This is a genomic window from Paenibacillus amylolyticus (assembly GCF_001570725.1).
Classification (GTDB): Bacteria; Bacillota; Bacilli; order Paenibacillales; family Paenibacillaceae; genus Paenibacillus; species Paenibacillus amylolyticus_A.
The window spans coordinates 2006630-2021488 of the sequence record NZ_BCNV01000001.1; the positions used below are offsets into that span (position 1 = coordinate 2006630).

Annotated in this window: 11 protein-coding genes; 10 read left to right on the top strand and 1 reads right to left on the bottom strand. The window is 45.3% G+C overall.

Annotated elements, in window-relative coordinates:
* The first annotated feature begins 125 nt into the window (after positions 1-125).
* The 4 genes from PAHA3_RS08980 (at position 126) to PAHA3_RS08995 (ending at position 6241) form a co-directional block, all read left to right on the top strand.
* The gene (locus PAHA3_RS08980; protein ID WP_062834420.1) at positions 126-2477 is read left to right on the top strand and encodes a helix-turn-helix domain-containing protein; all 2352 of its coding nucleotides are present in this window, start codon (positions 126-128) and stop codon (positions 2475-2477) included.
* A gap of 275 nt (positions 2478-2752) precedes the next feature.
* A complete protein-coding gene (locus tag PAHA3_RS08985; RefSeq protein ID WP_036671100.1) occupies positions 2753-3607 on the top strand; it encodes an ABC transporter permease in 855 nt (284 codons plus the stop codon).
* A 27-nt stretch (positions 3608-3634) separates the two neighbouring features.
* Positions 3635-4564 (top strand): carbohydrate ABC transporter permease, encoded by a 930-nt coding sequence (locus tag PAHA3_RS08990; protein ID WP_062834421.1) that lies wholly within the window; start codon positions 3635-3637, stop codon positions 4562-4564.
* A 36-nt stretch (positions 4565-4600) separates the two neighbouring features.
* Complete coding sequence (locus tag PAHA3_RS08995; RefSeq protein WP_062834422.1) at positions 4601-6241, top strand: ABC transporter substrate-binding protein; 1641 nt, start codon at positions 4601-4603, stop codon at positions 6239-6241.
* A 226-nt stretch (positions 6242-6467) separates the two neighbouring features.
* Here the strand turns inward: PAHA3_RS08995 and PAHA3_RS09000 are convergent, their stop codons facing one another.
* On the bottom strand, positions 6468-7610 hold the full coding sequence (locus tag PAHA3_RS09000) for a glycosyl hydrolase family 8 (protein ID WP_062834423.1): 1143 nt from the start codon (positions 7608-7610) through the stop codon (positions 6468-6470).
* A 290-nt stretch (positions 7611-7900) separates the two neighbouring features.
* Between PAHA3_RS09000 and PAHA3_RS09005 the strand changes: the two genes are divergently transcribed.
* From PAHA3_RS09005 to PAHA3_RS09030, 6 genes are all read left to right on the top strand, one after another.
* Complete coding sequence (locus PAHA3_RS09005; protein WP_062834424.1) at positions 7901-9184, top strand: SGNH/GDSL hydrolase family protein; 1284 nt, start codon at positions 7901-7903, stop codon at positions 9182-9184.
* 48 nt (positions 9185-9232) lie between these two features.
* Positions 9233-10006, top strand: a complete 774-nt coding sequence (locus PAHA3_RS09010) for an alpha/beta hydrolase (protein WP_062834425.1) — start codon at positions 9233-9235, stop codon at positions 10004-10006.
* 68 nt (positions 10007-10074) lie between these two features.
* Positions 10075-10710, top strand: coding sequence for a glycoside hydrolase family 11 protein (locus PAHA3_RS09015; protein WP_062834426.1), 636 nt, complete (start codon positions 10075-10077; stop codon positions 10708-10710).
* Positions 10711-10848: 138 nt separating this feature from the next.
* Positions 10849-11688 (top strand): formylglycine-generating enzyme family protein, encoded by an 840-nt coding sequence (locus tag PAHA3_RS09020; protein ID WP_062834427.1) that lies wholly within the window; start codon positions 10849-10851, stop codon positions 11686-11688.
* Between the two features lie 261 nt (positions 11689-11949).
* Positions 11950-13062: a helix-turn-helix domain-containing protein gene (locus PAHA3_RS09025; protein WP_167350860.1), complete on the top strand. Its 1113-nt coding sequence runs from the start codon at positions 11950-11952 to the stop codon at positions 13060-13062.
* 4 nt (positions 13063-13066) lie between these two features.
* A complete protein-coding gene (locus PAHA3_RS09030; RefSeq protein ID WP_062834429.1) occupies positions 13067-14854 on the top strand; it encodes a sensor histidine kinase in 1788 nt (595 codons plus the stop codon).
* Positions 14855-14859: the final 5 nt, after the last annotated feature.

Here is a 14859-nt window from a genome sequence, read left to right on the forward strand (position 1 = left end):
GTAGTAAGTAAATGTACCATAAGGAAGAAGTTGTACCTTCACCAGGAAGAAATACCCGTTGTATCATGGAACAGCTACCTTATCACAGAGGAATGTAAGCGCTTGATAAAAAAGGGAGGGTACATATGCAGCTCCTATGGTCCAAATTTTCACCCGTGTTCCGCCGTTTCCTCATATCGTATCTTGTCATTCTGATGATTCCTCAAATTGCGGGATATGCCTCTTACCGAGCTTCCATTGAAGCGGCTCGTTCCAGCTCCATTGAGAACAGTTTGAAGTCGCTGAGTCTTGGCAAAGAGATCATTGAGCGAAATCTTCTTCAAGTCGAAGCCTTTACTAGACAGCTTGCCGCCAATCCCGATTTGCAAAATTTAATTGCTGGCCCGAAGCCGGATGATCTTTACAACGTCTACGGGATGAACCGCATGCAGCGGAGCCTCTCCATGTACAGCAGTACCAATGATTACTTGTCTCATTTCTTCATTCACATTCCAAACTACAATGCCATCATTACACCAAGAACCGTGTATTATCGTCCAGAGCATTATTATGCTGCCAATCAGCTGGACGGTATGTCGTATGAGCAATGGCATGACCAAATTCTCAAACAACCACACTTTAATGAAATCATACCGCTTCGAAACTATAAACGTGAAATACTCGGCACTGTGCTTGAAGACGTTCCCGCCATTACATTTCTGCAATCTCTGCCTTTGAACAGCTTCAACAAACCGCAAGCCACGATTGGTGTCATGATTGATCAGGATCAGATGGCCAGCCTTACTCAAAATATTGTGGATCAATATGACGGCTGGACTCTCGTCACCGATGCGGAAGGACAGATCATTTTCTCCCATGGCATTGAACAAGCCGAAGCAGAGCAAATGGCACAGAGTCGCCAGAGAGAAGGTGATGATGCGGAAACGGAGCTGAACGTGCAGAATGTACAGCCTGGAAGTGATGGTCGGCTGCTGATATCAATAGAGTCCAGTCAAAATGGATGGAATTACATGGCAGGGATTCCGGAGAAAGCACTCATGACAAAAGCGGATCAAATCAAACAAGTCACACTGTTCTTTACTTTGGCAACCATTGCCTTGGGACTGTTATTCGGGCTGGTTCTGGCCTATCGGAATAGTGCACCCGTGTACAAACTGTTGGCCTCTTTTCGGGAACAAATCACCGATTCCCCAGGCAGACGGGGCAATGAATATGATTTTTTGGCAAGCCATATTAACAATCTGATTGCGAATAACGACTCACTTAAAAGCGCCATGAATGAGCAGATTCCGTTATTGAGAGACGGTTTTATCAAACGTTTGTTAACCGGAGAGGTCTATACCTCACTGGAGTTGGAGGTCATCTCATCCCAGGCGCACATTTCTCTTCATAGCAGCAAGGGCTTGGCAGGCTTAGTGAAGGTAAACGGATATGCCAATCCGGACAGTGAGGAAACTATCCATGAACTGGGTGTCGCAAGACTGCTCGTTAAACAAGTACTTACAGAGTGGAACGCTCAGGTTCTAATCACGGATTGGGGAACCGATCAGATTGCTTTTGCCTGTCCATTGGGTGAGAACCCACTAAATGAAGCTATTGGGAGATGTGAAAAAGAGCTGAACAGCTTGATGGAAGTGATCTACCGGGAGCATCGGATATCCACAACAATTGGCACAGGTGCAGCTTATGAGGTCTGGAATGATGCAGGGCGCTCCTTTGACGAAGCCAAACAAGCTCTGGATTATGCCATTCATATGGGAACAGATCATCTGGTGAGATTTGAAGATACGATGAAGGAAAATGAAATGTTCTACTATCCGATAGAGTCTGAACAGCGGCTGCTGAACACAATCAAAGTTGGGGAGCCTGAAGAGGCGATACGTATTCTGGAGCAATTATTTCTTCGTAATACAGAGGAGCGGGAACTGTCCTACGAGATGACACAGCAGTTCATCATGGAGCTGAAGGGGACTTTTCTGAAGCTGGACGAACCCAAATTCAAGCTGGATGCCTCCCTGCTGGAGGAATATAAAACTCGGGTGACATCCATTCAGATGACTGAAACGATCGCTTCGCTGCGTGAAAAATTTAAACAGTTAACAGAAGATATCTGCGGTGATTTTCAGAGAAGAAGAGCAGGAGCACATGCGGATACTGTAAACGAAATGATTTGTTTTATCCAACATAATTATGGAGATGCAAACTTGACGCTTTATCGGATTGCGGAGCACATGAGCAAGTCCGAGAAGTTTATATCCCAACTGTTCAAAGAGCATACAGGAGAGAATCTTTCCGATTATGTAGAACGGGTACGCATTGATGCTGCCTCGAACTTGTTGCACTCCACTGGTCAGACCATTGACGAGATCGCGGAGTCTACCGGGTATAACAGTGCACATTCATTCCGCCGAGCTTTCAAGCGGGTACGTGGTATTTCCCCGAGTGTGTTTCGGAAAATGGACGTTCCTAGCGGTTAATGTAGGCTGTTTCTCGGGAACTATATTCTCCTTTTGTACTTTCTCAGCGTAACTGTACCTTTACGCATCCCCAGCGAAATCCTATGATTACTCAAAAAGTAAGCGCTACCAAATTGAGCTGGAGTTCAGCACGATTGGGAGCCAAGAATGGGGGGATGATTCTGAGAACCACAATGACCAGTGAAACAAAGTCCATGGAGAAACCAAGTAAACCGTCTATCTTGAAGCAAGCATTAACCAGAAGCTGGAGGCGACATTGGCAACTATATCTGCTGATTCTGCCACCGATTGCTTACTTTATTATTTTCAAGTATGTACCCATGGTGAATGCGGTCCTGGCATTCAAAGATTACAACGTTATCAAGGGGATCTGGGGCAGTCCATGGGCCGGAACCAAGTATTTCGAATTACTTTTCAAAAATCCGGCGTTTGTCATGCTGATCAAGAACACGCTCTACATTTCGTTTTACAGCCTGATCGTTGGTTTTCCGATTCCGATCTTACTGGCGCTTGCGCTGAACGAAATCAAAAACATACGATTCAAAAAAACAGTACAAATGGTAACGTATGCTCCATATTTTATCTCTACCGTTGTGATGGTCTCCATCATTATGCTCTTTCTGTCCCCTAGGCTGGGTATTGTCAACACAATTGCAGGTGCCCTTGGTTTCGAAGCGGTGAATTTTCTCGGTGAGCCCGGACTGTTTCGATCCATCTACGTATTCTCTGATGTGTGGCAGGGAATGGGGTACTCCGCTGTGATATATCTGGCTGCTCTGGCAGGTGTTGATCCATCCCTGTATGAAGCCGCCAAAGTGGACGGAGCCAACCGAATACAGAAAATCATCAATGTTGATCTGCCCGGACTACTTCCGGCAGCCGTCATCATTCTGATCCTGAGTGTAGGGAATATCATGGCTGTTGGGTTCGAAAAAATATATTTGCTGCAAAATCCGCTCAACCTGTCTGCTTCGGAGATCATCTCCACGTATGTCTACAAAATAGGATTGCTGAATGCGAATTACAGCTTCGCTACTGCGGTTGGCCTGTTCAACTCGGTGATTAACCTGATTCTACTATTAATCGTAAACGCGGTCGCCAAGCGACTGTCCAATACAAGCTTATGGTAACGGGAGCGAAAGGAGGAGAATCAACCCATGCCTAACACACAGACACATACAGGTCGCTCGCGGATCAAGAGCAGCAGTACGATCCGTGAATCCTGGGGAGACCGCGTATTTATAACAGTTGTTTACTTCATGCTGACTGTGGTGCTGATTGCCGTGCTGTATCCCTTGATCTATATTGTGAGTTCTTCGCTCAGCAGCCCTGCTGCCGTCTCCTCGGGAAAAGTCTGGTTGTGGCCCATTGACCTGACGTTCGACGGTTATAAATCTGTATTACGGAATGATCAAGTACTTACCGGGTATGCCAATTCTCTTTTCTATACAGCTTGCGGTACCCTCATCAGCGTGGCACTGACCATTATGATCGCTTATCCATTATCCAAAAAAACGTTTGTTGGTCGAAGCTCGTTAATGATGTTTATCACCTTCACCATGCTGTTCTCGGGCGGTTTGATCCCTACCTATCTGGTGGTTAAAACTATGGGACTGATTGATACCCGCTGGGCGCTGCTGATTCCCAATGCCGTCTGGGTATGGCAAGTCATCATTGCCCGTACCTTTTTTCAGAATTCAATACCGGAAGAGCTGTCCGAAGCAGCAGACATCGATGGCTGCAGTGACATCCGATTTATCTACAGTATTATCCTGCCACTCGCCAAACCGATTATCGCCGTATTATCACTTATGTACGCTGTTGGTCAGTGGAATGCATACTTTGACGCCCTCATCTATCTAAAATCACAGTCGCTCTATCCGCTACAGCTGATATTGCGCAGTATTCTTATTCTGAACAGCAGTACGGGGAACATGGATGCATCGGAAATGATCAAACAGCAGCAAATGGCTGAACTCATGAAGTACTCGTTAATTGTTATGGCCAGCTTGCCGGTTCTGATCATCTATCCTTTTGTTCAACGGTATTTCGTGCAAGGCATGTTGATTGGCTCAGTCAAAGGATAAGTTCATTTCTATCTATCTGTGAGGGAGAGGATTGCATTGAAAAAAGCAGGATTCATCATTCTTGCCTATCTGCTGTTTACCTCGTTGGTACTTGCCGGATGTTCAAGTTCTGATAAGGGGAACGGGGAAGGCAGCGATCCGTCAGGCAAGACGGCCATTAATGTGTTTGCTCACCAGGGTTCGGATACCAACCTGTCCACTAACAAATTCACGAAGAAAATGGAAGAGAAGTTTGATCTTCAGTTCAACTGGACTACGGTTCCATTCGACGGTGCAGCGGAGAAAAGACAGATTTCACTGGCTTCCGGCGATTATCCGGACTTGTATCTGCTTATCCCTTGGGTAGATCGTTTCTCCCAGACAGACTTGTTGAAGTTTGGTCAGCAGGGGGTTATTTTGCCGCTGAATGAGCTGATTGAGGAGCATGCTCCCAATATTAAAAAAGTGCTTGAAAGCAATGACTATTATCGGGCCATGAACACTGCTCCCGACGGAAATATCTACGGTCTGACGGGTCTGAATGAATGTTTTCACTGTTCATACCCGAACAAGATGTGGGTCAACACCAAATGGTTGGAACAACTCGGTTTGACCGAACCTTCTACGACAGAGGAGTTTAAGGAAATGCTTTGGGCATTTAAAACGAAGGACCCTAATGGGAACGGTAAAGCCGACGAAGTACCGTTAAGCGGTTCGACTGAAAATTTCGGCGTGCACATTATTCCGTACTTGATGAACGGTTTTATCTATGACGACGATCGGAATTATCTCATTGTCAATCAAGGGAAAGTGGAGACCGTAGTGAACAAACCGGAGTGGAAAGAAGGACTTGCCTATATTAAATCCCTGTACGATGAAGGGTTGATTGATCCAGGGGCATTTACCCAAAATGTCGGGGCCTTCAAAAAAATTGGCGATAACGCCGATGCACAGCTTCTCGGTGCAGGAGCAGCGATGCATCCATCGTTATTTGTAACCACAGCCGAAGGTTCACCCTACGGGAATGATTACAATCCCATCCCTCCATTGAAGGGACCCAATGCTGCTTATGCTACGTACAACTATCCGATTGATCCCGGAGCGTCCTTTGTACTGACAAACAAAGCCAGTGAGGAAACGCAGATCGCGGCCATAAAGCTGCTGGATTATTTCTACACCCAAGAAGGGACTATGGCATCTTATCTTGGAGAAGAGGGCACAAGCTGGCGCAAACCACAGGAGGGCGAAGTGGCGCTCAATGATCAGATAGAGCCGCTATATAAAGCCATTCCGCTTCCTTCTGGTGAAGAACCTCGTAATGACAGTTGGGCTGCATTGAGTCAGTACAACCATCATCGGGCATATCGGGACGCCGAAGTACAGGGAACAGACATCTATGCCAATGATGGTTATGAGCGACGGCTCTATGAGGCGACATTGTTAATGGAGGGTGAGGAACCGAAAGAGGTTTTTCCACATTGGGCATTGTGGGTAGATCCGTCCCTTGCTGATGAAGCCAGCATGATGCAGACCAATCTCAAGGATTACATCGATCAGAACGCTCTGCAATTTATTACAGGTGCCAAAAGTCTGGATAAGGATTGGGATAAATATGTGAAAGGTCTGGAAGGACTGAACATGAATCGATATCTGGAGATCATGCAGTCTTCCTATGATACTTCTTCTGTTTCCAAATAATTAAAGTATCTGATCATATCCAGTCAGAGCGGAAAAGTTACTGCCTGTATTTGCACAAACAAACGTTACTGGTTCGCAGTCAGTACTTGCGAGCCAGTAACGTTTTTTGTTTTTTTAGATTAAATCGTAATATCACTGCATCCTTGTTAAAATTCTGTGGTTGAACCTGTCCTGTAAGCCCAATATTCACAGGAAAGGTTCAACGGCTCGTGCACATTCCCTTGGTTTAGTACATGCGATATTGTCCGCTTAGAGCCAGCATGCTGAAAAAATACAGGCAATTGTCGTAATAACGTCGCTCTCCCTGACGCAGAGGTGTGTTCCAGAACTTACGAACGAATGTGTCAGCATGTGGACCGTCCGCAGCAAGTGAAGCCATAGCATTGGTAGCTAGCAAACCTACAGGATGCAGTGAAGGTTCGTCGAAGGGTTCACCTTCTATTGTATAACGACGATAATCGGACATTTCAATTTCACTGAAGAAGGATTGAATCCGGTTGGATTGATCGATCTGCCATTGATCCTTGCGGAACCACTCCCAGTCCAGCGCAATATTGGCAGCAGTACGATATGCATCACTGTAAAAATGCCTGAAATCTCCATGTGGCTGTATTGGAGCCGGAGAGCCGTCATAGTTCGCGTATTCAGGTGAAAGTCCGGTTACGGGATGGCAAGCTGTATGCAGATAAGCCCGACTTGCTGCCGCCGCTTCATTCCAAAAAGCCTGATCAGCTTCATCCGCATATATAGCGAACAGTTCATAAAAATGAGGCAGATGGTAGGAGGGATCGCTAAACGGTGTCTCGGGTATGAATTTGATCAGTTTTGTTTCCGGGTCCCACATGGGGTCACCTTCGCCGTCTTCGCCCTGATGTATACAGGCACGAAGGATCTTGCGTGCTTGTTCCTTGTAATCATAAGGTTCAGCGCCATCGCCCCAGCGGTTGGAGGCAAAAAAAAGCGCCATGGCAAAGAACTCTTCACCGTCCGGCGCCGGTCCTTGCGACAAGCGTGTTCCGTCAGGCTTGCAATGCCAAGCGAAGTAATCTTTGTATCGACCCTCGGTATGCTGCATAAACGTGTGGGAGAAATTCCAGAGTCGGTCAAATTCTTCTTTTTTGTCCATTTGCACAGCCATCATCATGCCATAAGACATACCTTCAGAGCGAACATCGAAATTACCGGTATCCAGCAAATAGCCTTTGTCCTCACCCATGGGATAGTATATTCGAGTATTCTCATCGCCATAAAACAACTCTTTCCATGTGTCTTCCAATCTGGTGGTAATTTCATTCTCATCATAGCCTAATTCGAGAAACTGATTCGTATATGTACGCGTATGCAATGCATCCTGTCCCGTGATATTCATGGGTACTCTCCTTCGTCAATGTGGTTTTCAAAAATTATAACATGGAAATAGTATACAAATTAAAGCGTTTACATGAAAAATTATAGGTGTTCGAATCGATGTGTTATGCTAGTCAACTTAAAATGATATAGTGGTAAAAATTCTATACTTTGCCAGGTTGTTGTAAAATTATGTAAGCGATACACTTTGGGAGAAGGATCACACCTGAACTAATCATAACGCAAGCTGTGATCCTTCACATGTTGTTCGAGAATGATCAGAATCTAGCGGAAAGGAGGTGACGGCGAGTTATGCTTCAGGATTCAGGAGATACCGGTGGGAACACGGAATTCACTGCACCGCGGGATCCAGTGGGAGTGACAGAGTCGACAGTCAAGCCTGATATTGACTTTGAATCACATGGATATCGCGATATGATTAGCCGATCTCTTCTGAACAAAGGGAATAATGTCAGATTAAAACGAGCCATTGAGAAGGCAAAAAACGGCGAGCCTGTTGTGATGGCTTTCATTGGAGGTTCCATTACCCAAGGTGCTGGTTCGGCACCGATTCATCTCCAAAGTTACGCTTATCGGTCGTATGAGTCGTTCAAGTTTATGTTTGCGCTTTCAAAAGAGAGTCCGGTATATCTAATTAAAGCAGGTGTGGGTGGTACACCTTCAGAACTGGGGATTGTACGCTATGACCGGGATGTGCTACGGGAAGGTACCGTTCAGCCGGATATTGTGATTATCGAATTCGCAGTCAATGACGCAGACGATGAAACCCAAGGCAATTGTTACGAGAGTCTGGTGCTCAAAGCATTTGCTGCCGATAACAAGCCAGCGGTCATCTTGTTATTCAGTGTATTCGAAAATGACTGGAATCTTCAGGAACGTCTCGCTCCGGTGGGCTGGCACTATGACCTGCCAATGGTAAGTGTAAAGGACGCTGTCGTAGATCAGTTCCACAAGACAAAAGGTGAGGGCAACGTTATTTCCAAAAAGCAATTTTTCCATGATATATATCATCCGACTAACTTGGGGCATCGGATCATGGCCGATAGTTTGGAATACTTGTTCGACGTGACGAATCGCTCTGAGTGGGACGAGCAAGATCATGATATTGAAAAAGCGCCGTTAATTGGAAATGACTTTGTGGATGTAAAGTTGTTGGATCGGAAAAACGGCAACGATATCGCCCGAATCGATGCAGGTTCTTTTGATAAAACGGACACGGATCTGCAGATGGCTGAGATGGATGCTCATGACTATGGTACACCACAGTTCCCCAACAACTGGATGCGAACAGGAGAAGGAAACGTTGCCCAGCGCAGCTTTAAGATAAGTTTGCGATGCAAACGACTTATCCTGGTCTTCAAGGACTCTGGTCACGACGAATTTGGAACCGCACAGATCAGGATAGATGGGAAATTCGTCAAACAAGTCGATCCACGTCAGGTGAACTGGACTCATTGTCATGCCACACTCCTGCTTAACGAAGTGCATGTTGGAGAGCACTCCATTGAGATTGAAATGGCAGAAGGACATGAACATAAATGCTTCACCATTTTGGGCTTTGGCTATGTGGATTAACTGAGGGTTGATAGTCACTCATAGTGAAATGTTCGGAGAGAAAGGAGAATGACATTGATATCATCAGCACCAGCGGGATATGACCAATACCGGGAGAATATACAGCGTGGAGTAATGGAAATTATAGATTATCCTTCAACAACGGTGGGAAATTCGCGTAAAGCGATGGTGTACACTCCACCACAATACTCTTCTACCAATGCGTATCCTGTACTCTATCTGTTGCACGGTATTGGTGGAGACGAAGCCGAATGGCATAATCATGGATCTCCGCAAATTATTCTGGATAATCTGTGCAGCGATAACTTGCTTGAGCCGATGATTGTGGTCTTCCCTAACGGTCGTGCCATGGTTAATGACCGGGCGGAAGGAGACCTGTTTGCTCCTGAGAAAATCCAGGCATTTGAAAGATTTGAATCCGATCTGCTTCATGATTTAATACCTTACATCGAGTCCAACTATCTTGCGCACACAAGCCGGGACAAAAGGGCGATTGCCGGTTTATCTATGGGCGGAGGGCAGTCCTTGAATATCGGATTAGGCAATCTCGACCATTTCGCCTGGGTCGGTGCTTTTTCCGCAGCTCCAAATACCAGAACACCAGAGGTACTAGTTCCCGATCCATCGGAAGCCACGTCACTTCTCTCACTGTTATGGCTCTCTTGCGGTGATCAGGACAATCTCATCAACATCAGTCTCGGAGTTCATCAGTATCTCACCCAACACGGAGTGCCTCACATTTGGCATGAGGAAAGTGGAGGACATGACTGGCCCGTGTGGAAGAACGATCTGTATCTGTTCTCGCAACGTCTTTTCAAATAAATCGGCTGGGGAATCTCATCGGTTGGCGTTTCACCCAAATCTATTAAAATATCAGGAGGTATCATCCTATGTTCAAATTCAGCAAAAAATTAATGACTGTTGTTCTTGCAGCTTCCATGAGTTTTGGCGTCTTTGCAGCAACATCCAGCGCTGCAACAGATTATTGGCAAAATTGGACAGATGGCGGAGGAACGGTCAACGCCGTGAATGGATCGGGCGGAAATTACAGCGTGAATTGGCAGAATGTAGGTAACTTTGTGGTCGGGAAAGGGTGGACATCTGGCACGCCGAATCGGGTAGTCAATTACAATGCAGGTGTATTCTCTCCATCGGGTAACGGATACCTGACCTTCTATGGTTGGACCAGAAACGCTCTAATTGAATACTACGTGGTGGATAGCTGGGGAACGTATCGTCCAACCGGAACGTACAAGGGCTCTATGACTAGTGATGGCGGCACATACGACATCTATACAACGATGAGATACAATGCACCTTCCATTGATGGTACGCAGACTTTCCCTCAGTATTGGAGTGTTAGACAGTCCAAGAGACCGATCGGAGTCAACTCTACCATTACGTTCAGCAATCATGTGAATGCTTGGGCGAGCAAAGGGATGAACCTTGGAAATAGTTGGTCCTATCAGGTGATGGCGACGGAGGGTTATCAGAGCAGCGGAAGCGCTAACGTGACTGTTTGGTAAAAATGACGATGTGATGCAGATGAACGTCTGCATTTGCATTGGGAATTAATGTATTCCGGAAGCGTTGAGGACCGCTATTCACCAGACTAACGGCCCTCGACGTTCCTGAATTCAAGCTTAGCATAGGAGGATAGTCAAATGAGAAAGCTGGTATGGTTAACTTTAATCGCCATGGTTGTTAGTCTAAGTGCCTGTTCAGCGAGTAATTCTGAATTAAATAATGATATGGTATTCGTCGAAGGAGGAGCGTTCAAGAGCAGTAAGTCAAGTCAAATTGAACGAAATGAAATGATGGATTCCTTCTATATTGGCAAATACGAAGTGACGCAACGAGAATGGATGGAGGTCATGGGGGAAAACCCGTCTGGCTTCAAGGGAGATGACCTGCCCGTTGAGATGGTGAGCTGGTATGATGCCGTGGAATACTGTAATCAAAAGAGCATCAAAGAGAACCTGAAACCTTATTACAATATAGACAAAGACACACAGGACAAGAATAATCACAATGAAAACGACAATATAAAATGGACCGTAACGATGAATGAGGATGCTAACGGCTACCGTTTACCAACAGAAGCAGAATGGGAGTACGCTGCAAGCGGAGGTCAAAAGAGCTTAGATTACACCTACAGTGGAAGTAATAATCCGGATGAAGTAGCTTGGTACTGGAAAAATGCTGGTGACACCGTACTGACTGGTGACTGGAGCTGGCCCGCTATTGAGAGCAATCGTAATCAAACCCAAAAGGTCGGTACCCAGAAGCCTAATGAGTTAGGAATCTATGATATGTCTGGAAACGTGAGAGAATGGTGCTGGGACTGGTACAGTGATTCAGAGAGTGCAGATCATTCTTGGCGAGTTGTAAAAGGCGGTGGTTGGATTGGCGGCGTCAATAACAATGAAATCTTATTCCGAGGTAAATTCGATGCGAATGGTTATGGTCCTGATCAAGGATTTCGAATCGTGCGTGGAGAATAACCTCCTTTTCCGAAAGGGGCAAGCCCACAGTTCAACCTATACTTCATCGGGTGAAAACCTATAATTCCTCAGGTTGTTGTGTGCAATTGTAAGCGTTACACTTGAATTGCATATGATGAACGTTGGGTTCTTCGAGTTGGGCGAGCAGACAACAATCCTGCAGTTGTTCTGCTGTTTAGTGTGTTCGAGAACGACTGGAATCTACTACTCCATATAAACGAGTTTCATGTAACTGATCACGGAGGAATGGCAGGTGAGGTAATGTATAAAGTTATTGTCGCGGATGATGAACCGTTTATGCTAGAAGGATGGAGAACGATGATCGACTGGCAAGCTTGTGGGTATGAACTCTGTGGAACAGCAACGGATGGAGAAGAAGCACTTTCTTTATTCAATGCTGTTGAACCGGATCTTGTGGTCACTGATATCCAAATGCCTGTTATGGATGGTCTGGGTTTAATTCATACCTTGCGTGAGGATCTTGCCTACACTTCAAAAATTGTTATTGTTACAGGATACTCCGACTTTAATTATGCCAAACAAGCGATACGGTATCAGGTTGATCAATATGTGCTTAAACCTCTTGTCCCTGAGGAAATTCATCAAATTCTTATGGAAATGATTGAGCCTCTGGACAAACGCAGAGAAGAGCTCCATCAGCAGGATGGTGTCACGTTTACAGATGATGCTCATGTAGATCATCTTGATGAACGACGCATAAGCGAAGAATATGATTTAGAGCAAATGATGAATATCGCTAAAGACATATTGACATTAATTGAAGCGGGAGACACAGATCCGATCGATAATGCCGTGAGTAAATTGCTACTGATGACTGAGAACGCAGAGGTTTCATTGGAATGGATACACCATGTCATCCGATATATCCATGGCGATCTGCTACGAAAATATGGCAAAAGGGAGGTTTGCAGAGAAATATTATGCGAGAAGGAATGGCATGAGACTGCAAGTTGGTCTTCCGGCACATTGCAAGAGCTCTGTGTTCGGATATCTGAGCAACTATCCCAGTCTGATCTGAAAAAGTTGGGTACAGGGGGCCTTGTTGCGGAAGCAGTCCATGAACTGAAGCAACACTACCGAAGTAAAATTAAATTGCAAGATGTCGCTAATCGTATTCACGTTAATTCTGCCTATCTGGGCCAGCAATTCAAGCGAGAGATGGGAGTCAGTTTCAGTGACTATGTGCACCAGCTTCGAGTTGAGGAGGCACGCAAACTTCTGCGACGTACCAACATGAAAATCACTGACATAGCATTCAAGCTTGGGTATCATGATGCCGAGTATTTTACTCAAAAATTCAGAGCGCATACAGGGGAGCTTCCATCCGTATATAAAAACAAAAACCAAGGGTGATCACATGCGCCATAAATTCTGGATGTTCCGTAACGTTAATGATATTCCTCTCCGATCCAAATTTCTGCTTATTTATGTACTTAGCATTCTCCTTCCGGTAATAACGATTAATATCTTCTTTTATCAACGAACCTCTGCAGACATCAAGATTCGAGAACAGGAAAATCTGCGTAAATCTATCGACAGGGCTGCGGGGGAACTGCTGGGCATGATTGATGAGAGCGTAGCTCTGAGCCGAATCATTGCAGCAGACGATTCACTCTATGAGCTACTTGATCGAACTTATCGTTCCCCTGTGGATTATTACAACGAGTACCATGCATTTCTGCGAGATAAATTAACACGTTATATGTCGGCCAATATTTTGGAGGTGCGCATCTTTACCGAGAACGATACTATTCAAACCGGCAGCCATTATATCGTGATGAATGACAAGAATATACTTCCCGGATTAAAACAGCTGAAATCCACCAGCGGCGGCATTCTGGTCGTGGACTATATTGAACCATCTGGATTTAACGCCGGAAGAAGGATCAGTGTGATTGGCAAAATGGATACCTATACCTCGTATGCGAATTATGCGAAATATTCCAAGATTGATCTGGAAGTTAGCCGGATATATAGCATTTTAAATCGTGAATCAGACAGTCTTCAGCTGCGCCTGGTGGACAGCAACAATCGTACTGTCGTTTCAAGTGGGGAATTTAGCGAAACCGACTTATCCAACTCGGAGAACGATTCAATAGCCAAGGAATCTGGCAATTCTGCTTACACGCTCGAGAAGTCGTTGGGGAATCTAGCCTACCTAAAGGGTTGGAAATTGATAGGAGTTGCCGATACGCGTCACCTGGACCACCTTTTGCAAGAAGCCTTTAAATCAATTCTGGGGTTGCTTGCATTAAGTATCGTGGTCCCCTCTGTATTGATCTACATTATTTTACGTTCCTACCACTATCGGATTCGCAAGTTATCCAGACATATGGAGAAGGTTCGTAACGAACGATTCGATCTGATTGAAATTCACGAAGGCCGCGACGAAATCGGCGGGCTTATTCGTACATTTAATATCATGATTGGTAAAATTCATACGCTTATTAATGACGTATATAAACTGGAAATTCGTCAAAAAGATTTGGAGTTGGATCAAGTAAGGACCGAATTGTCCATGCTCCAGAGTCAGATGAATCCCCATTTTTTATTTAACACATTGAATGCCTTGCTGGTCGTTAGTACAAAGAATGGATATACAGAAGTAGTTGAAATTATTAAAAGTCTGTCCATGCTGATGAGACAGCTACTCAGTCATTCTGACAATCTGATTCCTTTGCAAGAAGAGCTGCAATTTACGAATCTTTATCTCCAGATTGAGAAGTTTCGCTTCGGAGAGCTGTTTGATTACACCTTCGAGGTTGATCCTGATGCAGCTTCGTTGCTCATTCCCCGAATGAGTATTCAACCGCTCGTCGAAAATGCCTGTAAACACGGCTTGCAGGCGCGAAAAAATGGAAGAGAGATCAAGATAACGGCGAGACGAAACGCTTCTGAACTGGTTATTCAGGTGATTGATAATGGAATCGGGATGGATGCAGGGAGACTAACCGAGCTCCTGCGAGATATTCGTTCTGAAAGACCCAGAAATGGCGAGCATGTAGGACTACGAAATGTATATCGCAGATTGGAACTCTTTTATGAAGGGAATGCGATCTTTGATCTAAGTAGTGTGCCTGGAAAGGAGACTATCGCGGGTTACCGTATACCAATCTCCAAGCTGGAAAGAGGAAATAGGAGGTAAACTCT

Bases quoted from the DNA above. Each gene is read 5' to 3' on its own strand.
- PAHA3_RS09005 (WP_062834424.1), top strand. From the start codon at position 7,901: ATGCTTCAGGATTCAGGAGATACCGGTGGGAACACGGAATTCACTGCA.
- PAHA3_RS09010 (WP_062834425.1), top strand. From the start codon at position 9,233: ATGACATTGATATCATCAGCACCAGCGGGATATGACCAATACCGGGAG.
- PAHA3_RS09015 (WP_062834426.1), top strand. From the start codon at position 10,075: ATGTTCAAATTCAGCAAAAAATTAATGACTGTTGTTCTTGCAGCTTCC.
- PAHA3_RS09000 (WP_062834423.1), bottom strand. From the start codon at position 7,610: ATGAATATCACGGGACAGGATGCATTGCATACGCGTACATATACGAAT.
- PAHA3_RS09030 (WP_062834429.1), top strand. From the start codon at position 13,067: ATGCGCCATAAATTCTGGATGTTCCGTAACGTTAATGATATTCCTCTC.
- PAHA3_RS09025 (WP_167350860.1), top strand. From the start codon at position 11,950: ATGTATAAAGTTATTGTCGCGGATGATGAACCGTTTATGCTAGAAGGA.
- PAHA3_RS08980 (WP_062834420.1), top strand. From the start codon at position 126: ATGCAGCTCCTATGGTCCAAATTTTCACCCGTGTTCCGCCGTTTCCTC.
- PAHA3_RS08990 (WP_062834421.1), top strand. From the start codon at position 3,635: ATGCCTAACACACAGACACATACAGGTCGCTCGCGGATCAAGAGCAGC.
- PAHA3_RS09020 (WP_062834427.1), top strand. From the start codon at position 10,849: ATGAGAAAGCTGGTATGGTTAACTTTAATCGCCATGGTTGTTAGTCTA.